The organism is Bifidobacterium callimiconis (assembly GCF_003952005.1).
GTDB lineage: Bacteria > Actinomycetota > Actinomycetes > Actinomycetales > Bifidobacteriaceae > Galliscardovia > Galliscardovia callimiconis.
In genome coordinates this window covers 1-21,673 of sequence record NZ_QXGJ01000010.1, presented here as the reverse complement: position 1 = coordinate 21,673, position 21,673 = coordinate 1, and the positions used below count along the sequence as shown (strand labels likewise).

Annotated in this window: 14 protein-coding genes and 1 tRNA gene; 6 read left to right on the top strand and 9 right to left on the bottom strand. The window is 63.6% G+C overall.

Going from position 1 to position 21,673, the window contains the following annotated elements; all coding sequences use genetic code 11:
• Positions 1 to 54 precede the first annotated feature (54 nt).
• On the bottom strand, positions 55 to 459 hold the full coding sequence (locus tag D2E23_RS09285) for a cupin domain-containing protein (protein WP_126030636.1): 405 nt from the start codon (positions 457 to 459) through the stop codon (positions 55 to 57).
• Positions 460 to 966: 507 nt separating this feature from the next.
• Between D2E23_RS09285 and D2E23_RS09280 the strand changes: the two genes are divergently transcribed.
• Together D2E23_RS09280 and D2E23_RS09275 are read left to right on the top strand one after the other, a co-directional pair.
• A complete protein-coding gene (locus D2E23_RS09280; RefSeq protein ID WP_093960809.1) occupies positions 967 to 2,097 on the top strand; it encodes an ABC transporter ATP-binding protein in 1,131 nt (376 codons plus the stop codon).
• Between the two features lie 447 nt (positions 2,098 to 2,544).
• Positions 2,545 to 3,960, top strand: a complete 1,416-nt coding sequence (locus D2E23_RS09275; RefSeq protein ID WP_126030635.1) for a DUF4032 domain-containing protein — start codon at positions 2,545 to 2,547, stop codon at positions 3,958 to 3,960.
• A 239-nt stretch (positions 3,961 to 4,199) separates the two neighbouring features.
• Here the strand turns inward: D2E23_RS09275 and rlmB are convergent, their stop codons facing one another.
• The 3 genes from rlmB to D2E23_RS09260 form a co-directional block, all read right to left on the bottom strand.
• On the bottom strand, positions 4,200 to 5,198 hold the full coding sequence (gene rlmB / locus D2E23_RS09270; protein WP_126030634.1) for a 23S rRNA (guanosine(2251)-2'-O)-methyltransferase RlmB: 999 nt from the start codon (positions 5,196 to 5,198) through the stop codon (positions 4,200 to 4,202).
• A 105-nt stretch (positions 5,199 to 5,303) separates the two neighbouring features.
• Entirely contained in the window at positions 5,304 to 6,149 is an 846-nt protein-coding gene (locus D2E23_RS09265; RefSeq protein ID WP_126030633.1) for an SDR family NAD(P)-dependent oxidoreductase, read from the bottom strand.
• Between the two features lie 53 nt (positions 6,150 to 6,202).
• Positions 6,203 to 8,080: an oleate hydratase gene (locus tag D2E23_RS09260; RefSeq protein ID WP_126030632.1), complete on the bottom strand. Its 1,878-nt coding sequence runs from the start codon at positions 8,078 to 8,080 to the stop codon at positions 6,203 to 6,205.
• A 615-nt stretch (positions 8,081 to 8,695) separates the two neighbouring features.
• Between D2E23_RS09260 and D2E23_RS09255 the strand changes: the two genes are divergently transcribed.
• Both D2E23_RS09255 and D2E23_RS09250 read left to right on the top strand, forming a co-directional pair.
• Positions 8,696 to 11,785, top strand: coding sequence for a cation-translocating P-type ATPase (locus tag D2E23_RS09255; RefSeq protein ID WP_126030631.1), 3,090 nt, complete (start codon positions 8,696 to 8,698; stop codon positions 11,783 to 11,785).
• A gap of 672 nt (positions 11,786 to 12,457) precedes the next feature.
• Positions 12,458 to 13,552, top strand: a complete 1,095-nt coding sequence (locus D2E23_RS09250; protein ID WP_126030630.1) for a LacI family DNA-binding transcriptional regulator — start codon at positions 12,458 to 12,460, stop codon at positions 13,550 to 13,552.
• 173 nt (positions 13,553 to 13,725) lie between these two features.
• On the opposite strand, the gene dcd is transcribed toward D2E23_RS09250, so the two are convergent.
• The gene (dcd, locus tag D2E23_RS09245) at positions 13,726 to 14,340 is read right to left on the bottom strand and encodes a dCTP deaminase (RefSeq protein WP_126030629.1); all 615 of its coding nucleotides are present in this window, start codon (positions 14,338 to 14,340) and stop codon (positions 13,726 to 13,728) included.
• Between the two features lie 174 nt (positions 14,341 to 14,514).
• Positions 14,515 to 15,018, bottom strand: a complete 504-nt coding sequence (locus D2E23_RS09240; RefSeq protein WP_126030628.1) for a GntR family transcriptional regulator — start codon at positions 15,016 to 15,018, stop codon at positions 14,515 to 14,517.
• A gap of 249 nt (positions 15,019 to 15,267) precedes the next feature.
• Here D2E23_RS09240 and D2E23_RS09235 point away from each other — a divergent pair, with 249 nt between their 5' ends.
• Both D2E23_RS09235 and D2E23_RS09230 read left to right on the top strand, forming a co-directional pair.
• A complete protein-coding gene (locus tag D2E23_RS09235; RefSeq protein ID WP_126030627.1) occupies positions 15,268 to 15,819 on the top strand; it encodes an NADPH-dependent FMN reductase in 552 nt (183 codons plus the stop codon).
• A gap of 430 nt (positions 15,820 to 16,249) precedes the next feature.
• Entirely contained in the window at positions 16,250 to 18,907 is a 2,658-nt protein-coding gene (locus D2E23_RS09230) for a X2-like carbohydrate binding domain-containing protein (protein ID WP_126030626.1), read from the top strand.
• A 146-nt stretch (positions 18,908 to 19,053) separates the two neighbouring features.
• Here the strand turns inward: D2E23_RS09230 and msrA are convergent, their stop codons facing one another.
• The 3 genes from msrA to D2E23_RS09215 form a co-directional block, all read right to left on the bottom strand.
• Positions 19,054 to 20,100 carry a peptide-methionine (S)-S-oxide reductase MsrA gene (gene msrA / locus D2E23_RS09225; protein ID WP_126030625.1) on the bottom strand — a complete coding sequence of 349 codons (1,047 nt, stop codon included), beginning with the start codon at positions 20,098 to 20,100 and terminating at the stop codon, positions 19,054 to 19,056.
• Between the two features lie 286 nt (positions 20,101 to 20,386).
• Positions 20,387 to 20,469 (bottom strand) — tRNA-Leu (locus D2E23_RS09220).
• 310 nt (positions 20,470 to 20,779) lie between these two features.
• Entirely contained in the window at positions 20,780 to 21,520 is a 741-nt protein-coding gene (locus D2E23_RS09215) for a nitroreductase family protein (RefSeq protein WP_126030624.1), read from the bottom strand.
• Between the last annotated feature and the right edge of the window lie 153 nt (positions 21,521 to 21,673).

The window sequence follows — 21,673 nt, the reverse complement described above, 5'->3', positions numbered from 1 at the left end:
TGCCCCCATTCCTTAGTGTGATCACACTAGAAAACGGGGGAGGGCGAGGGGTTGCTAGGCGAGGGCGTTGTAGGCGTCGGCGTCCACGGGTTCGAGCCATTCGTTGGACGCACCCTCGGCCGTGTTCATGATCGCGATGTGCGAGAACGCCGAGTCGGGTGCCGCGCCGTGCCAGTGCTTGGTGCCGGGTGCCACGTACACCACGTCGCCGGGGTTGAGCTCCTGCGGTTCCTTGCCCCATTTCTGGTAGTAGCCGCGGCCGCCCACGGCGATCAGAATCTGGCAGACACCGTGATGGATGTGCCAGTTGTTGCGGCATCCGGGCTCGAACGTCACATTGGCGACGTTCACTTCCTTGCCGCCGACCAGCGGCGCCAGATAGCTCTGGCCGACGAAGTACTGCGCGTATCCGGTGTTCGGCTCGCCGAGCGGGAAGACGCTGGGATTCTCGATTGCCATGATCGGTCCTTTCCTCGATGATTGACGAATGATCGGCAATTGATCGACGATCCGATTCGATGCGACGATCCGGACCGACCGATTGTGATCCACCCTAGGCGCGTTCGCTCGTCATTACAATTGCGAATCAGGCATGTCCTTCCATACGTTTTCGGTATGCCATTTGTCGGTGATGCATTGACGACACGCGCGGGCGAATCGTGACTGCAAACGCTTGTGTCATCACGCAGTCATCATGTGTGCGCTAACAACTATTGAATATTGCACAGATGGTACGTTGCCTAGCGTTTCGTGGTGTATATTGAATCTTGGCTCATCGGAGAGTGATTTCCGCAACCGCCAACAACGCAGTTTGAGGTGCAACCGACCAGCAAACCCAATGCAGGGATGCAGGGGACATGCAGGACACGTGAATCCAAAAACGGTGATAACTGAATACCCAATGAACAACCCCTTTTACAACGGATCGTGAGGCACGTACCTGCCTCTGAAAGGAAACTGATTACCATGGCAGAAGTGGTATTTGACCATGTCACCCGTATCTACCCGGGCAACGACAAGCCCTCGGTGGACAATCTGAACCTCAACATCAAGGACGGTGAGTTCCTTGTGCTCGTTGGCCCCTCCGGTTGCGGTAAGTCCACGACTCTGCGAATGCTGGCCGGCCTCGAGGAGGTCAATAAGGGCCGCATCCTCATCGGTGATAAGGACGTCACCAACATGCAGCCGAAGGACCGTGACATCGCCATGGTCTTCCAGAACTACGCTCTGTACCCGCACATGACCGTCGCCGACAACATGGGCTTCGCCCTGAAGATCGCCGGCACCCCGAAGGACGAGATCCGCAAGCGTGTGGAAGAGGCCGCCAAGATCCTCGACCTCACCGAGTTCCTCGACCGTAAGCCGAAGGCGCTGTCCGGTGGTCAGCGTCAGCGTGTGGCCATGGGTCGTGCAATCGTCCGTAAGCCGAAGGTCTTCCTCATGGATGAGCCGCTGTCGAACCTCGACGCCAAGCTCCGTGTGCAGACCCGTACGCAGATCGCCGCCCTGCAGCGTCAGCTCGGCGTTACCACCCTGTACGTGACCCACGATCAGACCGAGGCTCTGACGATGGGTGACCGCATCGCCGTCATCAAGCTTGGCATCCTGCAGCAGGTCGGCGCCCCGACCGAGCTGTACGATCGCCCGGCCAACGTGTTCGTCGCAGGCTTCATCGGATCCCCGTCCATGAACATCAACACGCACCCGGTCGTCAACGGCCACGCCCAGATCGGCGACGACACCGTTGAGCTGCCGGCCGACGTGGTCGCCAAGCTGACCCCGGAGGACAAGGGCCAGATCGTCGTCGGCTTCCGTCCGGAGGACGCCGACCTCGCCACCTCCGAGGACAAGAACGCGTTCCAGCTGCACGTGGCCAACGTCGAGGACCTCGGTTCCGACGGCTACATCTACGGCACCATCGTGACCGACGGCTCCGCCGCCGAGCAGGCCGGTTCCGTGATGGGCGATCAGAACAAGATGACCACCGTGCGTGTCAACCCGCGCAAGCTCCCGAAGGTGGGCTCCACCGTGCGCATCAAGATCGATCCGACCAAGATGCACCTGTTCGCCCCGAGCACGGAGCTGCGTCTCAACTAATAAATAAACGTCGGCGAGAAGGTTTGTGGGATTCCGTTCCCGCCGATAAAACGAGATGAGTTCCCCTCTCTTCCTCTCTGTCTCATCTCGTTTTGCAGTGTAGCCCCGCAGCCAGTGCTGGTTGCGGGGCTTCCCTTTTTCGCTGGGTTTTTTTGATGGGGTTTGCACGTCGGCGGCCCTCCGAATGTTTGATTTGTTCGATTATGTTCGCGATGATGAGGCGTCTGTGGTCGCGGTGGTTCACAAATCGAAGATACCGAGGGAGGAGCCAATGAATTATTGGGCTGAACGCCGGTATCTTCGATTTGTGAACCGGTCTGAGTCGAGACCGCTCATTACGCCCCTTTCCCCTCCTACAAAACCTCTCAAAACCCCACAGAATCCGATCATGAGCTATCCCATATGGGACATCCCATGCCGGGCGCCCCTCACAGTAGATTGGTGACTATGGAAAACGTGGAATTTGACCCCAGACTCGTACAGGCGACTTCCGTGAAGTCCGCGGATGAAGGTGTCCCCGGACGGAAGGCCGCGCAGCCCAAGGCGCTGAAGATCACCGCCGCAAGCTCCAACCCGAAGATGTTCACGCTGCCGTGGCACAAGCCGCTCTCCCAGTGGCCCGACGACCTGCTTGCCAACCTGCCGCGAGGCATCTCCCGTCACGTGGTGCGCTTCGTGCGCGTGGGCAACGACGTGTACGCCATGAAGGAGATCACGCAGTCCGTGGCCCAGCGTGAGTACGAGCTGCTGCGCCAGCTCGAGAAGATCGACGTGCCGTCGGTCAAGCCGATCGCCGTGGTGACCGGCCGTCACGACCGCGACGGCAAGCCGCTCGAGGCCATGCTCGTGACCGAGCACCTCAAGTTCTCGCTGCCGTATCGCGCGCTGTTCGCCCGCAACCTGCGCGAGGACACCGCTGACCGTTTGATCGACGCGCTGGCCGTGCTGCTGGTGCGCCTGCACCTGATCGGATTCTACTGGGGCGACGTGTCGCTGTCGAACGTGCTGTTCCTGCGCGACGCCGACTGCTTCGCCGCCGTGCTCGTGGACGCCGAGACCGGCGAGCTCTACCCGCAGCTGACCGAGGGCCAGCGTGAGTACGACATCGACCTGGCCCGCACGAACATCATCGGCGAGCTCATGGATCTGAGCTCCGGCAAGCTGCTGCCCGACGACGTGGACGAGGTCGAGGTGGGCAACCGTCTGGTCGACCGCTACCATTCGCTGTGGAGCGCGCTCACCGACGTGGAGAGCTTCAGCCCCGACGAGATGTGGAAGATCGAGAAGCGCGTCAACAAGCTCAACGAGCTCGGCTTCGACGTGGACGAGCTGGAGATGAACACGTCCGAGGACGGCAATCGCGTGCGCGTGCGTCCTCGCGTGGTGGACGCCGGTTATGCGTCGCGCAAGCTGCTGCGTCTCACCGGTCTTGACGTGCAGGAGAATCAGGCGCGTCGACTGCTCAATGATCTGGACGCCTACCGCACGTCTACGTGGCGGCAGGGCGAGGATCTGGAGATCGTGGCCACCGACTGGATGCGCGAAGTGTTCGAGCCGACCGTGCGCATGATCCCGGCCGAGTACCGTTCCCAGATCGAGCCGGCGCAGTTCTTCCACGAGGTGCTTACGCACCGCTGGTATCTGGCGGAGAAGGTGGGTCACGACGTGCCGATGGCCGAGGCCGTGAACAGCTACATCGACACCGTGCTGCCGCAGTACAAGCTCGACGCCAAGGTGATGGACGCGATCAACGCGGACGCCGACGCCGGTGTGGTCGACGACGAGGATTCATACGGCGACGACGGCTACGGCAGCGACTACAACCCGGACTACGATCCCGACGCCGCCGTCTGGGCCAGCTGAGCTGCCATATACAGGCTTCCCCTTGGAAGCCGTTGCCGCAGTGGCTGATAAGGGGGAGTGACTGCTTTAGGTTAGTGCGTTGCGGTCCCTCCCTCTGTCACGGCAAATGCCGTGACATCTCCCTCCCCTGGAGGGAGAACCCAGAGATCCCCCGTGCTCCCTCCGAGGGAGGGAGCTGTCCGGCGGAGCCGGACTGAGGGAGGGAACCAATGGCAGGTCGCCTCAGGCGATCTACCGCCCTATTTCTTCGCGGCGGCTTCGGCGGCCTCGCGGCGGGCGCGGGCCACGGCGTAGAGGCTGATGCCCGCGGCCACGGAGGCGTTGAGCGACTCCACCATGGAGCTGATCGGAATGCCGGCGATCGAATCGCAGGCCTCGCGCACCAGTCGGCTCAGGCCCTTGCCCTCGGAGCCGAGCACCACCACGAGCGGGTCGGTCTCGAAGTTGGTCTCACCCACAAGCGCGTCGCCGCCGCCGTCAAGACCCACGACGTAGTAGCCGCGCTCCTTGAGGCTTTCGATCGCCTTGGTCAGGTTCACCACGCGGGCCACCGGCAGATGCGCGGCCGCGCCGGCCGACACCTTCCACGCGGCGGCGGTCACGGAAGCGGAGCGTCGCTCCGGCAGGATCACGCCGTTCGCGCCGAACGCGGCGGCGGAACGGATCACGGCGCCCAGGTTCTGCGGATCGGTCACGCCGTCGAGCGCGATGAACAGCGGACGGGCCTTGATCTGCGCCTCGGGGCCGGCGGCCTCCATGGCACGGGCCTTGCGGTCGGCGCGGTCCACGAGCTCCTGCAGCGAGGAATACTGGTACGGCTGCACCTTGAGCACCACGCCCTGATGGTTCGACGAGCGGGCGATACGGTCCATCTCCAGACGGTCCGCCTCGAGCAGGTGCAGGCCCTGACGCGTGGCCAGCTGCACGATCTCGCGCGTACGATCGTCGTGCTCAATGCGCGCGGCCAGATACAGTTCCTTGGCGGGCACGCCCACGCGCAGCGCCTCCACGACCGCGTTGCGGCCGATCACCAGATCATCGGAATCCGACGTGAACTTGGCGACGCGGCGCTTGGCGGCCAGTCGCGGATCGGCCATCTGACGGCGCTCGGCCGCCTTCTTGGCACGATATGCCTTGTGGTACACGCGGTCCTCGGCCTTGGGCGTAGGTCCGTGCCCGCGCAGCTTGTTACGATGCTTTCCACCCGACCCCTTGGTCGGTCCTTTCTTCATAGCCATAGATTCCATTGTCCCACAAGGGGTTCCGCGGCATGGAACGCACGCAGCGCACGCAGCGCACGCAGCGCGCCGAAGCGCCCGATGCCACGGAACCCCTTTGCGCGACTAGTACACGAGCAGTCCGCCGTCGATGGGGGTGTCGGTGCCGGTCACGTACGACGACGCGTCGGACGCGAGGAACACCAGCAGCCCCTGCAGCTCGTCGTTGCGCGCGAACCGGCGTTCGGGCACCATCTGCAGCATCGCGTCATGCTCTTCCTCGGTCACCGAATCGCCGAAGATGCCGGACCAGATGTAGCCGGGCGTGATCGCGTTCGACCGGATGCCGTACGGCGCGAGTGCGGCCGCCAGATACTGCGTGTACCGCGTCACGCCCGCCTTGGTCACGCTGTAGCTCATGTTCGGCGCAGGGAACCCGCCCATGTTGAGCACCGTGTGGCCGGCTGTGGACGACGTGAAGATCAACGATCCGCCGTGCTTGTGCTCGCGCATGATCTGATGGGCGATCTGTCCGGTCATGAACGCGCCGGACAGGTTGATGTCCAACGTCTTCTGCCACTTGTCGAATGGGATGTCGATCGAATCGTCCATCAGGCAGACGCCGGCGTTGAGGAACGCGATATCGACCGTGCCGAGTCGATTGACAAGCGCGGTCTTCAGTTCCGCCACGCTGTTCGGATCGGACACGTCGCAGCCGATCGCCACCACGTTCACGCCGTACTTGTCGGACATCTCCGCGGCCAGTGATTCCAACTGTTCGAGTTTGGCCGGCAGATCGACCAACGCCACGTCGGCGCCGGCCTCCGCCCATGCGGCCGCCGCGCTGCGCCCGATGCCTCCGGCCGCGCCGGTGACGAAGCCCTTCTTGCCGGCGAGGGAGAACTCCCCCATCACGGAATGGTCGGCGTCACGCCACTTGTCGAGCGGATACCGATCGTCGAAATTTGCCATGATATTTCCTTTCTGTCGTCGTTGACTGGATCATTGATCTGAAAATTCCGCGATCACACCACGCCGTACTCGTGCAGCAGCTTGGCGATGTCGGTGCCCTCGAGCTTCTTGAGCACCTTGCCCAGTACGGCCCGCTCCACGAAGTTGAGCTTCATCGTGGTGATCGGCTGGCCGTCGCGCAGCTTCACCGTGGAGTTGAGCAGATTACGCACGTCATACACGCTGCCCCACACTTCGGGCACACCGCGATCCACGTCGAGCAGCGTGTACACGGCCTCCATGCCGGTGCGCATCGAATACTCGGTGGTGAAGATCGTGTCGCGCGGCGTCTCCGCGAACTGACCGAGGAACGCGAAGTTCACGGCGCCGTCGGGCACCACATCCGGGCGGTCGCCGGCCGCACGCGGCATGAAGAACGCGGTGATGTACGGCATCATCACCGGCACGGTGTTCGCATGGTTCTTCGCCAGCGCATCGATCCTCTCCGCGGGCACGCCCATGTGGTAGAGCCACTCGGCGCAGATCTCCTCGCCCGTGCATTCGGTCATCGGCTTCTTGATGTAGTTGCCCGGCTTGTCGGGGAACAGACCGTACACCCACACGCACAGCTGGTCCTTGGGCTGGTCGCGGAACTGCTGCTGACGGTTCAGGGTCCAGCTCATCAGCCAGTTGGAGTCGGTCACGGTCACGATGCCACCGGTCACCACGCGTCCGCTGAACGGGTCGCGCTTGCAGATGCGCTTGATGTACGGCGGGATCTCGCCGTCGAGCGTGGTCACGGTGGCGCTCATCCACTTGGTCGCCTGCGGATCCGAGCAGAACGTGTCCGGGTGTCCGAAGCTCGCGTCCTGCGCGGCGATGCGCCGCCACATGTCCCATCCGCCGCCGGGGCGAATCTCCGGATTCCACGCCGCGGGGGAATGCTGGGAACCCATGGTCGAGTTCTCCACGCAGCCGCCGTTGGTGATGAACACCAGATCGTTCTCGGTCAGGTCGATCGAGCGCTCGCTGCCGTCCTCGTTGACGTCGATGCGTACGGCGATCTTCTTGGTGGGCGTGCTGTACGGGTTGCGCGGGAACATGCCGGATGTGGCCTGGATCTTCTGGATCGTGTCCTGCCCCACGCCGGTGCGCTCGCGCTTCGGCCCGTCACCGCCGCCGATCGCGAACTCCACGTTCTCCACCTTGGTGTTGTAGTGGAACTGCACGCCGTGGCCTTCGAGGTACTTCACCATCGGCAGGATCATCGACTCGTACTGGTTGTAGCGCGTGAAGCGCAGCGCGGAGAAGTCGGGCAGGCCGCCGATATGGTGGATGTAGCGCTTGATGTACAGCTTCATCTCCAGCGCGGAATGCCAGTTCTCGAACGCGAACATGGTGCGCCAGTACATCCAGAAGTTGGAGTTCAGCACCTCGTCGTCGAAGAAGTCGGTGATGGGCTTGTCATACAGGTCCTCGTCGGGCGTGAAGAACAGCTTCATGATCTGCTGCGCGGCCTTGTCGGACAGGCCGAACTTGCCCTGTGTGCCGGCGTCCTTGCCGAGTTCCTTGGTGGCTCGGCACAGCGAGTAGTTGGGATCCTCCTTGTTGAGCCAGTAGTATTCGTCGAGCACGGAGACGCCTTCGGTCTCGATGCTCGGGATGGACCGGAACAGATCCCACATGACCTCGAAGTGGTTGTCCATCTCGCGACCGCCGCGCATCACATAGCCGAGTCCGGGGATTTCCAGACCGTCGCAGGCGCCGCCGGGCACGGCGTCCTTTTCAAGAATGTGGATGTTCGCGCCGGGCATCTGCGCGTCGCGGACCAGATAACAGGCGGCGGACAACGCTGCCAGTCCGGTGCCGATGATGTATGCCGACTTGCCATCCACGCCCTCCGGCTTCTTCGGGCGTGCGAAGGCCTCGTAGTTTCCGCTTGAGTAGTACATGTTCCCCTCCTTGGGTCGGTGCCGCGACGGTGCGGTTTATTCCATGCTACGGCGGCTGGCCCGTCGACGCCGGGATCGACGCTGCCTTTGACGGCCGATGACCGGGGAGTGGGTGACGTTCCCGGTGGCGGCCTTGGCGTATGGTCCTTGGAGTTGGCCGGCGTCAGCGCCATTGTTGACGCCGTGATTGCTAGTATCGCGCTAAATCGACACGTGTTCAATAAACAGTTCTCGGCGGGTTGTCGGCGCGCTCGTTGCCGTCGGAAAAATCGCAGAACTGCAATGTACGAAAAACTCGGCCTTGGAATTTCAAGGCTCCGATTGTGGTATATCGCAGTTCTGCGATGTCTGGCGGAGTGCCTGATGCGCGTGTTGCATGTGCATGGGAGAGTCTGTTCGTTTCTTGGTATACAGTGCGACAAATTGTTGGGTTTTGTTGGTGGATTGCACGGACGACCATCGGTAGAATGACTGGAAACGAGTCGTTGTCCGACGACTCGACACATCCGCACAGTTCCGCGGAGGTTTCGACTGGAAACCTTGGAATGTCAAGGATTCGGGGTCTCGATCCCGAAGGGGAACTGACTACTCTGCGGCGGAACCATGAGGTGCGTTATGAAGGATCCCGCCCCAAACCGGACCGATCGAAAGGATCGTCCGAATCAGCCCGTCAATCATCCCGGCCAGTCTGCCGATCGTGCCGCCGATCATCCCGTTACGGCTTCCGCGGCACCGTCAACATTCGACGATCCGTCGCTGCTTGACGCCGCCACGGTGGCCGAAACGCTCGACACCGACATCGAACACGGTCTGACCGCAACCGAAGCCGCACGTCGACTACAGGAATTCGGGCCGAATGAACTCGCCGGCGCGCCGCCCACACCGAAGTGGAAGAAGTTCCTCGCCCAGTTCAAGGACCCGCTCGTTTACCTATTGCTCGCCGCCACGGTCATCTCGCTGATCGCATGGTTCATCGAACGCTCCGCCAACCCGGCCGAAGCCGAGGCCCTGCCGTTCGACTGCATCGTGATCGTGCTGATTCTGGTACTCAACGCCGTACTCGGCTACGCGCAGGAGGCCAAGGCCGAGCAGGCCGTCGCCGCACTGAGCCGTATGGCCGCCGCCCACGCCACCGTATTGCGCGACGGGCACCCCGTCTCCGTCCCCACCGCGGAGGTCGTGCCCGGCGACATCGTGCTGCTCGCCGAAGGCGACACCGTGGCCGCCGACGGCCGACTCGTCACCACGGCAGCACTGCACGTGGCCGAAGCGTCGCTGACCGGCGAATCCGTGCCCGTCACCAAGAACCCCGCCACGCTTGCCGGGGCCAAGGCGCTCGGTGACCGCGCCAACATGGCGTTCAACGGCACATCCGTCACACAGGGCACCGGCCGCCTCATCGTCACCGCCACCGGCATGCGCACCCAGGTGGGCAAGATCGCGCGCATGCTGTCCGAACAAAAGGAAGACCCCACGCCGCTGCAGAAGGAGATCACGTTCGTCTCCAAGGTGCTCGGTCTGGCCGTCTGCGTGATCGCCGCGCTCGTGCTTGTCCTGCTGGCCGTGGTGTACGGCTTCAACTCCACGCAGGACGTGATCGACTCGCTGCTGCTCGCCGTCTCGCTCGCCGTGGCCGCCGTGCCGGAAGGTCTGGCCGCCATCCTCACCGTGGTGCTCGCGCTCGGCGTGCAGCGCATGGCCAAACATCACGCCATCGTCAAGAAGCTCTCCTCGGTGGAAACGCTCGGCTCGGCGTCGGTGATCTGCTCCGACAAGACCGGCACCCTCACCCGTAACGAAATGACCGTGCAGCGCGTGATCACCCCGTCCGGCGAGATCACGCTCACCGGCACCGGTTACTCCACCGACGGTCATGCGGCCGACGTCGACGGTGGCGCGCTCGCCGACGATGATCCGCGACTGCGTGAGGCGCGGCGTGTGCTGTCCGTTGGTGCGCTCGCCAACGATGGCAAGCTCAACGACGACGGCACGATCGTCGGCGACCCGACCGAAGTGTCGCTGATTGTGGGCGCCCGCAAGATCGGCGCGGCCGATACCGACCGGTTCACGCGCGTGGCGGAGATCCCGTTCACATCCGACCGCAAACGCATGACCGTGATCGGGCAGATCGGCGTCGAAAAGACCGACGCCAGCGCCGCCGAGACGACCTCTCTCACCGCCTACGCCAAGGGCGCGCCCGACGTACTGCTCGGCTACTGCACACGCATCGAGGAGAACGGCATCGTCCGCGCCCTCACCGACGCCGACCGCACGCGCATCCTCGCCGACGTGGAACGCCTCTCCCGCAACGCCTACCGCACGCTCGGCCAGGCGTACCGTCCGCTGAACGCCACGCGCATCGACGACATCGACGGACTGGAACGCAACGCCGACGGCACACTCGCCAAGGACGTGGCCGACCAGCCCGACGTGATCGAACGCGACATGATCTGGGTGGGCATGGTCGGCATCATCGACCCACCGCGCACCGAAGTGCGTGACGCCGTGGCCGAGGCACATGGCGCCGGCATCCGCACCGTCATGATCACCGGCGACCATCCGCTCACCGCAGCCCGCATCGCCACCGATCTCGGCATCATCACGCAGAGCGACGGGAACTCTGGAGGCACCGACTCCGCCAGCCACACCGACTCTGCCGACCGCGCCGACCGCACGTATCCGCAGGCCCTCACCGGCGACCAGCTCGACCAACTGACCGACGCCGAATTCGCCGACACCGTACGCAACGTGTCCGTCTACGCGCGCGTGGCCCCCGAACACAAGATGCGCATCGTCGACGCGCTGCAGGCGCAGGGCGAGATCGTGGCCATGACCGGCGACGGCGTGAACGACGCCCCCGCCGTCAAATCCGCCGACATCGGCGTGGCCATGGGCATCACCGGCACCGAAGTCACCAAGGAATCCGCCAAGATGATCCTGACGGACGACAACTTCGGCACCATCGTGGCCGCCGTACGCGAAGGCCGGTCGATCTTCGACAACATCCGCAAGTTCCTGCGCTACCTGCTCAGCTCCAACATGGGCGAAGTGCTCACCGTATTCGGCGGTGTGCTGCTCGCCGGATTCCTCGGCATCAGCGAACCCGGCGCCGACAGCGTGACCGTGCCGCTGCTCGCCACGCAGCTGCTGTGGATCAACCTGCTCACCGACGCCGCGCCCGCCATGGCCATGGGCGTGGACCCGTCCACCGACAACGTGATGAACCGCAAACCGCGCAAGCTCACCGACCGCGTGATCGACGCGCGCATGTGGACCGACGTGATCGTCGTGGGCCTGCTCATGGCCGCCGTCACGCTGATCGGCATGGACCTGTACCTGCCCGGCGGACTGCTGACCGACGACTCCGCGATGAACGTGACGCATGACGAGCAGATCGTCATGGCCCGCACCATGGGCTTCACGATCCTCGTGTTCGCCCAGCTGTTCAATGCGCTCGCCGCCCGCAGCGCCGACCAGACCGCGTTCAAGGGCATGTTCGCCAACAAATGGCTGTGGGGTGCGATCGCACTGTCGGTCGTGCTGCAGCTGCTGGTGATCTACGTGCCGTTCCTGAACGTGGCGTTCGGCACCACGCCCCTCGACCCGCATCAGTGGGCCGAATGCCTGGGACTTTCCGCGCTCGTGCTCGTGGGCAGCGAGCTCTACAAGCTCGTGCTGCGTGCGGTGGACAGGGTGCGGAGGTAGGCGGCCGGCGTGCCGGCGGCCGGTGCCGGGCGTGCGTTCGGCGTGGTCGCCGGGGGGAGGGCATGACGGGCGTCATCGAGATCGGTGCTTGGCGGTTGGCGTGCTGTTTGATGCTGGTTGCTGGGGTGTTGCGGGGTGCGGAATCGACCTTTGGTCGATGCGTTGCCGTGGCGGCCTTCGGCCGGGTCACCTCATCCGTCTCGCTTTGCTCGACACCTTCCCCTCAAGGGGAAGGCCGACTGCGTCGGAGCGGATGCTCACCTGATTGGGGAATCGTCTAATGCCGGCTTCCCCTTGAGGGGAAGCTGTCGGCGCAGCCGACTGATGAGGTGATCACGGCCGAAGCTCTCTGCAACGGTATCGGTGCCGGATTGATCGTGCGGCCGGCGATGTGGCGTGATCGTCCGTGCCGGCCAGGGGCGTTCCGCGTCCATCCGTGCCGGCCAGGGTCGTTCCGCATCCGCGTTCGTCTTCCATGCCGATTCGCATCCCGTGACATCTTGTGGCAACGGAGGTTGAACGTTCACATTGTGTGGAATAATAATGGCTTAGACAGGCGCGTTACGGTGATGTGGAACGCGCCGATGAGACCAGATACGGTTCGCCACAATGCGAACCGGCACAATGTGAACGCCTCCCTGAACGGTTGGCGTCGGAAAAAGGGGTGTGGGAATGGTCAGTATTCGTGATGTGGCACGCAAGGCGGGAGTCTCACACCAGACGGTGTCCAACGCGATCAACTCGCCGAGCATCGTGTCGCAGGCCACGCGCGAGAAGATCGAGCAGGCCATCAAGGAACTCGGCTACAAGCCCAACGCATCCGCCCGCCGTCTGCGCTCCGGCCGATCCGACGTGGTGGCGGTGGGCATCGCCGCCGGCGAGAACCGCGCCCCGTCGCCCATCTTCGACGAATTCCTGCACCTGCTCGCCGCCGAGGCGAACAACGACGGCAAGCAGATCATGCTGTATCCGCGCATCGACGAACCCAGCGAGATCCAGCACATCCAAAGCCTGATGGAACAGTCCGACGTCGACGCGATCGTGCTCAACGAACTCGAAGTGAATGACGGCCGTCCGAGCTGGCTCATCGAACACGATCAGCCGTTCGTGCTGTTCGGCCGTCCATGGAATCTCAGCCCCGAGGTCGCCTCGCGCATTCCGTGGGTGGACGTGGACGGCTACAGCGCGATCAAGGAGATGGTCAGCCGTCTGGTCGCCGCCGGTCGCAGGCATATCGGCTACATCGGCTGGAGCTCCGGCACCGGCACCGCGATCAACCGCTATCAGGGCTGGTACGACGGCCTTAAGGAGGCCGGACTCATCGTCGACGACATGTACGACGGACAGCCGATCGATACGTGGGCGATCGGCACGATCGAGGCCATGCGCGCCGGCGAGGCTGCGGCGGCCGAACTCTATCAGCGTCATCCGGGGCTTGACGCCATCGTCTGCCCGTCCGACAATCTCGCCGTGGGCGCGCTGTCCAGCATCAGCCACATCGTGAAGCACGCGGTGATCGATGGCAACCCGAACGTGAACATGCTGTCACGCCCGGTGTGGGTGACCGGTTTCGACGATTCCGCGCTCGCGCACGCGTTCTCGTTCCCGTCGATCCGCCAGCCGCTCACCGTGGTGGCGAAGGAGCTGCTGCGTATGACGCGCGACATGCTCGCCGGAGCGCCGATCACCGACGAGCCGCGCTGGCACGAACTGCTCAAGCCGGAACTGGTCTGGCGACAGTCTCCCTACGCCGACATCGAGCGGTAGGCGGTCCCAGCGTGCTCCCTCCGTGGGAGGGAGCTGGCCGCCGCACGGCGGTCTGAGGGAGGGATCCGCCTCTTGCAAGCCCCGATGAGCCTTGACGGTGTACGATCCCTCCCTCTGTCATGGCTCTGCCATGACATCTCCCTCCCTCGGAGGGAGAACGCCGGGCTCTGGACCTACGCCTGCTGCGCGCTCGGGTCGATGCCTTCGCCGTCGTTGACGTCGGCGCAGTAGAAGTTCACGTAGGAACGGCTCGGGGTCGGGCCGCGCTGACCCTGATAGTGCGAGCCGAGCTTGCCGGAGCCGTACGGGTTGTCGGCGGGGGAACTCAGAGAGAAGAAGCACATCTGGCCGATCTTCATGCCTGGCCACAGCTTCACCGGCAGCGTGCTCACGTTCGACAGCTCCAGCGTGATGTGGCCCTCGAAGCCGGGGTCGATGAAGCCGGCGGTCGAATGCGTGAGAATGCCCAGACGACCCAGCGAGCTCTTGCCCTCCAGTCGTGCGGCGATCGACGAATCAAGCTTCACGTACTCCCACGTGGAACCGAGGATGAACTCGCCCGGGTGCAGGATCCACGGCTCGCCGGGCGCCACCTCGAACTGTTCGGTCAGATCGCCCTGGTTCTCGGCAGGGTCCACATACGTGTACTTGTGGCTGTTGAACACGCGGAAGAAGCGGTCCAGTCGCACGTCCACCGAGGCCGGCTGCACCATTTCCGGGGTCCAGGGGGTGAGCGAGATGTTTCCGCTCGCCTGTGCGGCCAGAATGTCGTGATCGCTGAGCAGCATGTGATGTTCTCCTTCGCGTGGATTGCGCTGTGGGCGCCGCGCTTCGCCGTCGCGCGTTGTGCATGGTCGCGTGCGGGCGCGGCATTATACGTCTAACCCGTTCAGTCTAGCCGCCGGCATGGCCCTAGCGGTCGGCCGATGATCGGCCCGTTGGTCCGTCCGTTCTCGCCGTCGTCAGCGCTTCATCTGCCACATGGCGCCCAGCACGTTCTGGGTGTCGCCGAGATCCACGTTCTTCTGCTGCGCGGCCACCGCCAGGCATTCGATCGCGGCGAGCACGTCGCACGGCAGACGCTTGCCCTCCGCCACGCGTGCCGGACGGCCGGGCGACGTGATGATCAGGCCGCTGGATTCCAGCTCCTCGTAGGCGTGCTGTACCGTGCCGAGCGAAACGCCGAACTGTTTGGCCAGACCACGCATCGGCGGCATGCTGGCGCCGGCTTCGAGCAGTCCCACGCGGATCAGACCGTCGAGTTGCGAACGGATCTGTTCGAACGCGGGCGTGGCGCTGTTGAGATCGATGGTGATGAGGAAATCATCGCTGCCATGATCGGCGTCGTGCGTGGCGGCGGACATCGTCTCGGCCGGGGCGAACAGATCGGCGATCATGTCCTCCGTGATGTCGTCGTCGATGACGTCCGTGTCCGGCGCTTCCAGAATCCCGATTTCGTTCCCCATGGCGACCTGCCTTTCCCAACGGTTCCCCGACGACCGCCTATGCGAACCGTCGATCTGTATCCAAACTGTACTACTCGGTTAGTACGCCGACGTTCGTTGATTTCGTTGATATTGCAGTGGTTTGCATGAACGGTTCTCTGCCGGCTGAGGATGTCGCCGGTCCGGCGAGACAATGATGGCGTCAAGGCTTTGCCGCCGTGCGCGACGGCGGCTTCAACAACGAATCGTTGCAAACCATCAGGAGGAAACATGGCCAAGATTCTGTTCATCGTGGGTTCCCTGCACAAGGACGGCTTCAACAAGCAGCTGGCCGACGAGGCCAAGGCTCTGATCGGCGACCGTGCCGAGGTGGAGTTCCTTGACTACACCAACGTGCCGTTCTTCAGCCAGGACATCGAGTACCCGGCCCCCGAGGCCGTGTCCGCCGTCCGTCGTGAGTTCGTGCTCGCCGACGGTGTGTGGATCTTCTCCCCGGAGTACAACTACAGCTACCCGGGCGTGCTGAAGAACCTGCTCGACTGGCTGTCCCGCCCGCTGGAGCCGTTCCCGGCCGAGTCCTCCTCCGTGCTGCCCGGCAAGAAGGTGGCCCTGAGCTCCGTGGCCGGCCAGTCCGCCGGCGCCGGCACTCGCGCCAAGCTCACCGAGGTGCTGGGCTTCGGCAAGGTCGAGCTGCTCGGCGACCAGCTGGGCGTGACCCTGGCTCCCGAGGCCTGGGGCACCGGCAAGCTCGGCCTGAGCGAGGACGACCGCAAGGCCCTGTCCGCTCAGGTGGATGCCTTCCTCAAGTTCATCGCCGAGTAAGACTGGCGGAGACGGCTGATGGACGTTTGTCCGTCCGAGTAGCCGCCCACTGCTATCGTCGTTGACGGCGGTGACGTCGGATGGTGCACGGTCCGACGCCTGCCGCAAATCGTCCAGGAGGCGCGTTCCGCGATCATTGCGATCCGCGGAATGCGCCTCCTGTCGTATGTGGGGGATGTAGCGCGTAGTTATGCAGTCATATCGCGTAGTTACGCAGTCATACGGCATCAGAACCCTGCGTAACTACGCGGCGGTGTGTGCGCTACGGTGCACGCATGATGTATGCGGGGGTAGGGGGTGTCGTAAAAGCGGTATACAGTGAGGGGGTGTTGGCGTTCCCGGATGTTGTGTTGTGGTGTGTTCCCGGAACGCCGATCAAGAACTCTCGTCAGAGAAGACCATAAAAGGAAGTATTCAGGAAGAAGCAAACATGAGTTTTCCCACGCAATCGGTGCGGCCGTTCGCGCGTCTACGCAACATCGCGGTCGCAGTGGTCGCCACCTGCGCGATGATCGTCCCGCTGGGCGCTGCTGTGGACACCGCGTCGGCGGCCTCCTCCAGCGCTCCGGGCATCACGGTCAACCAGCAGTCCGGCTACACCGCCACCAAGATCTCCCATCCGAACGCCGGTCTCGGTGAGGACGACGGCATCGTCAACGTCGATGCGAACGGTAATCCGACCATGTCCGGCACCACGGGCGACCGCGGTCAGAGCTATTCATGGGCATCCGTCGGCTACGGCGACTGGATGTACATCGGCACCTGCTATTCGCCGATGAACAGCATGGTCAGGCTGGTGTCCGCCACCACCGGCGTGAAGTACAGCACCCTCAAGGCCGGCGTCGACGCGATGTTCAACGGCGAGCTGTACTTTGACGACGGCGTCATGCGCCCGGTGCTGCTGAAGGTCAATACCCGCACCGGCGAAGTGAAGCTGGTGAGCACGGCCAAGGCCGGCTCCGGCTACCGCGCCGCCGTCGAATTCCACGACAAGCTGTACTTCGCGGCCGGCACCGTCCCCACCCCACAGCTGATCGAAATCGATCCCGCCACTGACAAGACCCGCGTGGTGTACACGGGCAAGGCCGCCGACGGCAAGGGCGTATCCACGCTCATCCGCGGTCTCGCCGTCACCAACGACCAGCTGGTCGCCAGCATGATCGGCAAGTACGGTGACGAGGGCAAGACGGGCGCCTACATCGTCTCGTCGTCGAACCCCACCGCCGGTCAGGACTCGTTCAAGATCATCGGCACGCAGGACGATTTCCTCGGCTATCCGGCGTTCCACACCACCGACAACATTGCGGGCGGCGCGATCTGGGACATCGTCCCGTTCAACGGACATCTGTACATCACAGTGGTGACGGGCACGAGCAAGATGAAGCGTTCGTTCGCCCTGTTCTGCGGCGACCAGAACGGTGACGGCACGTGGTCGTACAAGCTGCTCGTCGGCGACAAGTCCAAGGGCGCGAAGTACGACTTCGGATTCGGCGCAGACCGTTCCGGCGCGGCCAACATGGTGGTGTACAAGAACCATCTGTACATCGGCGGCTACAACGATCCGATGATCTCGATCCCCGACGTGCTGAAGTACAAGTTCGAAGGCCTGTACAAGGATCTGCACGGCTCCGTGAACCTGTGGCGCATGGACGCCGACGAGAACTTCCAGATGGTCGCCGGCGAGGCGAACGACGCGTTCCCCGAAGGCCCGATCGGCACGATCGACGGCAAGACCATGCGCGCCGGACTCGGTTCCGACGACGAGGCCAGCCGCTTCCTGAACCAGTACGTGTGGCGCATGCAGTCGTACGACGGCAAGATGTACGCTGGCACGTACGACATCAGCGACATGACGTACCCCATCACGCAGTTCGTCAACGGCGATATCCTGCACCGCACGCCGGAACAGTGGAAGAAGCAGGTCGGATACATCGAGGAGTTCCTCAAGACGCTTGAGGACGAGCAGACCAACGCCGCGTCCACTGACGTGCAGTCCGACGATGCCGCCGCCCAGTCCGACGATCAGAAGGCCGCCGCCAAGACCCTCGAATCCGGCAAGGCCGACGCCGTGCAGTCCGACGTCAAGCAGATGCAGGATCTGCTCGGCAACATGCAGAACGATCTGGAATCCAAGCAGACCGACGTGAGCTCGTCCGTCGCCGAGGCCACGCCGATGGCCGCCGACGCCAAGCAGTACACGCTGCAGGACCGCGAGCAGTTCCAGACGTGGCTCCAGCAGCTGTACGACCTGTACCAGAAGAACAAGCAGTACCTGCCGGACGATCTGGTCAAGGAACTCGACCAGTGGCTCACCCAGGCCAACGTGGACAACTTCGGCTACTTCGTGGGCGTGCTCAAGTACCTGAGCGCCGCCACCCCGGACAAGCGCGGCTTCGATCTGGTGGTCACCGGCGACGGCACGAACTTCAGCACCATCACCCGCAACGGATTCGGCGACAACAACAACCACGGTCTGCGTGTGTTCGCCATCACCGACACCGGTCTCAACGTGGGCACCGCGAACCCGTTCCACGGCACGCAGGTGTGGAAGCTCGACGACGGTCGCGGCGACGCGGTCAACGCCTCGCTGAAGCAGAATGCGTTCGACTACGACAAGTACGACGCCTCCACGCGCGGCGCGAACGCCAACGGCCTGTCCGCGGGCATCGATTTCAACGGCAACACCGTGCAGTCCGTGCAGTACGACTACAAGACGCTCACCGAAGGCACCGACTACACGGTCACCGACGCGGGCGTGACGCTGAACAGCAGTCTGCTCAACGGCAAGGAGACCGGCAGCATGGGCAACGTGGTGGTGTTCTTCAACCGTGGCGCACGTGCGCGCCTGTCCGTGGCGATCAAGGACAGCACGCCGGGTGTGCAGCCGTCGCAGCCGGGGGCAAACGGCGCCGACAAGAAGGCCGATGGCGACGTCGACGGAGCCAAAAAGACCGTGACGAACGCGAACGGCAAGACCCAGGGCGAGCTGTCCCGCACTGGTACGGCCGTGGCGGTCATCGCCGTGGTCGTGGTCGTGCTGGCCGTGGCCGGCGTGGCCGTGCTTGTGGTGCGTCGCAAGCGGAGCTGAATGGCTGATCGGTCGGCCGGTTGCTGGCTGATTGCCGGTCGCTGGCCGTGAACCGCTGAATGATGAAGGGCGTTCCCTGCCGATGTGCGGGGAACGCCCTTCATGTTGTTTATGCGTTACGTGCGCGTCTACTGCTGCTACTGCTGCTACTGCTGCAGCTGGGGAATGTAGTCGGCGTAGCCTTCCTCGGCCATACGTGACAGCGGGACGAAGCGCAGTGCGGCGGAGTTCATGCAGTAGCGGTGGCCGCCGAGCTCGGCCGGTCCGTCGTCGAACACGTGGCCGAGGTGGATCTGCGTTTCGGACGTGCGAATCTCGATGCGCGGTCGGCCGGGCACGCGGTCGTCGTCATGCTCGGTGACCAGATCGGCGCTGATCGGCTTGGAGAATGCCGGCCAGCCGCAGCCGGAATCGAACTTGTCGGTCGACAGGAACAGCGGCTGACCGCTGACGATGTCCACGTAGATGCCCGGCTCGAACGTCTCGTCGTATTCGTTGACGAACGGGCGCTCGGTGGCCGCGTGCTGCGTGACCGCGAACTGTTCGAGCGTCAGATCCCAGATGCGGTCCACGTACTTCTGACGGTTGCGCACGTTGTGGATCTTGGCGATGTCGATGTGGCAGTAGCCGCCCGGATTCTTCTCCAGATAGTCCTGATGGTGCTCCTCGGCGGGGTAGAAGTTGCGCAGCGGTTCGATGAGCACGGCGGGGCGGCGCGGCTCGCGGTCGATCAGCTGCTCGATCGCGGCGATGAACACGGCCTTCTGATCGTCGTCTGTGAAGAACATGCCGGTGCGGTACTGACGACCGGTGTCCTCGCCCTGACGATCCACGGAGAACGGGTCGATCACCTCGAGGAACAGCAGGCTCAGCGTGCGCAGCGTCACGCGGGACGGGTCGAACTCCACGCGCACGGTCTCGGCGGCGTCGGTCGTGCCCGAGCACACCTGCTCGTAGGTGGGGTTCGGGGTGTTCGACTGCGCGTAGCCGACCGTCGTGGCGGTCACGCCGTCTACGTTGCGGAAGTATTCCTGCAGGCCCCAGAAGCACCCGCCGGCGAAGTACGCGGTCTGGGTGGGGGAGTCCGGGGTGGCCGGTGCGGCTGGGGAGGCGGTTGGCGTGTTTGACGCGGTCGGCGTATTCGGCGCGGCCGCGGTGTTCCTGGTTGCGTTCTCGGTGTTCTCATCACTCATGCTTGCCAGTGTAGGCGAGCGCGTGGTGCACAAGCGGCTCGGTGTTGACGGTGACGGCGCACTTTTGGGGCGTCGAATACCCGAATTCCACAATTCACAGCGCCAAAAGGACGAAAAACGACGCAAAAACGGGTGTTTGACGCTGTAAAGAGCAGATTATTTCGCATAGTGAGACAAATTCGGCGGCAGATTCCGCAGTGTGGGCGACGGCGCGAGTGTGCGCGGACTGCCTGCGCGCGAATACGAGAAAACCCCGAACCGTTTTCACGATCCGAGGTTTTATTCGTGCGAGCGGGGGGAGTTGAACCCCCACGAGCATACACTCACTGCCACCTGAAGACAGCGCGTCTACCATTCCGCCACGCTCGCAGACAAGTGATTAATTTAGCACTACGATTCCGGATTGTGCAAATCGGCGTGTCTTCGGCGTGTCGCGCCGGGGGCGGATGGCTTGGATTCGTGGTCCTTGAGCGCGAACTGTGGTGTCTCTGCACCCCGCGAGTGGCATGAGAGACGAATGCGGTTCCGCAAATGGCTTGATTGCGGGGTGCATTACCTGCCGTCACTCTGGGGGAAACCACAAAACTCGCGTGTCGATGGCTCAAGGAGACCATACGCTGCGGAGCGAGGCGAGCGAGGCACACCGGGCCCCAGCCTGGCACAGGCGGTTCGCCGAGCGCTAACGCCAGTTCACGGTGTGGCCGGAAGCCGCCTCGAAGTGGTAGATGGCGCAGCCGAGGCTCACGTGGGCGAACAATCCCTCGGTCGCACGGGCGCTGACGGTGCCGTCGGCGTGCAGCGTGAAGTGGAACGGCTGCTGGCTGAGCGACGTGGGGGCGAGCATCGCCGCCTCCATGCCGGCGCGGAACCAGTCGGGCATGTTCTCACCTTCGGGGATGGTGCACAGATCCTCGATCGGTTTGCTGCGGTGCTTGCCGCCGGGGCGCGCGCCATGACCAAACGCCAGCACCCACACGATCTTCTCGCCGGGAGCGAGCGTCCACCACGGGTTCTCCGCGCTCATCGCATCGTCGAGCACGGCCCATGACGTGGCCAGACCAAGCTGTGTGGCCTTCAGCGCCAGACGCTCGCCGTAATAGCCCACGGTCTGCTGCAGTGCGATTTCGCCGGGGTCGGTTGCAGCGGCATCCTCCGAGCCCTCTTTCGTCCAACCGGAGTTCGTGCCGTCCGCAGCGCCGATCAGTGCGATCGTGTTATGCACGCCCTTGAACCGTCCGTAATGCGTTTTCAGACCCAGAAACGCGTCGTTCAGTCCGGTCGTCATCTGAATGTGCAGGCCGCTTTCGGTGTTGCACGTGTCGATCTCCGACTGCAGTGCGGCGATGACGTCGTCGGCTACCGGTTCGTCGGTGTACATGCGGATGGCGTGGCGTGCTTCCATCGCTTCGATCAGATCCATGATCTTCCTCTTGTTGTGGTGATTGTTGTGGGGTGGTTGTGGAGTAAGTGGGGATTGTTGTTTTCTGCTGAGTTGAGGCCGGGTGGGGATGGGGGGTGCTCCCCTCAGTCTGCTGCGCAGACAGCTCCCCTCCGCGGGGAGGGGAGCCAGGGG

Coding starts and splice junctions, on each gene's coding strand:
- D2E23_RS09250 (WP_126030630.1), top strand. CDS start 12,458: ATGGTCAGTATTCGTGATGTGGCACGCAAGGCGGGAGTCTCACACCAG.
- D2E23_RS09265 (WP_126030633.1), bottom strand. CDS start 6,149: ATGGCAAATTTCGACGATCGGTATCCGCTCGACAAGTGGCGTGACGCC.
- D2E23_RS09280 (WP_093960809.1), top strand. CDS start 967: ATGGCAGAAGTGGTATTTGACCATGTCACCCGTATCTACCCGGGCAAC.
- D2E23_RS09260 (WP_126030632.1), bottom strand. CDS start 8,080: ATGTACTACTCAAGCGGAAACTACGAGGCCTTCGCACGCCCGAAGAAG.
- rlmB (WP_126030634.1), bottom strand. CDS start 5,198: ATGGCTATGAAGAAAGGACCGACCAAGGGGTCGGGTGGAAAGCATCGT.
- D2E23_RS09240 (WP_126030628.1), bottom strand. CDS start 15,018: ATGGGGAACGAAATCGGGATTCTGGAAGCGCCGGACACGGACGTCATC.
- msrA (WP_126030625.1), bottom strand. CDS start 20,100: ATGAGTGATGAGAACACCGAGAACGCAACCAGGAACACCGCGGCCGCG.
- D2E23_RS09230 (WP_126030626.1), top strand. CDS start 16,250: ATGAGTTTTCCCACGCAATCGGTGCGGCCGTTCGCGCGTCTACGCAAC.
- dcd (WP_126030629.1), bottom strand. CDS start 14,340: ATGCTGCTCAGCGATCACGACATTCTGGCCGCACAGGCGAGCGGAAAC.
- D2E23_RS09285 (WP_126030636.1), bottom strand. CDS start 459: ATGGCAATCGAGAATCCCAGCGTCTTCCCGCTCGGCGAGCCGAACACC.
- D2E23_RS09275 (WP_126030635.1), top strand. CDS start 2,545: ATGGAAAACGTGGAATTTGACCCCAGACTCGTACAGGCGACTTCCGTG.
- D2E23_RS09255 (WP_126030631.1), top strand. CDS start 8,696: ATGAAGGATCCCGCCCCAAACCGGACCGATCGAAAGGATCGTCCGAAT.
- D2E23_RS09235 (WP_126030627.1), top strand. CDS start 15,268: ATGGCCAAGATTCTGTTCATCGTGGGTTCCCTGCACAAGGACGGCTTC.
- D2E23_RS09215 (WP_126030624.1), bottom strand. CDS start 21,520: ATGGATCTGATCGAAGCGATGGAAGCACGCCACGCCATCCGCATGTAC.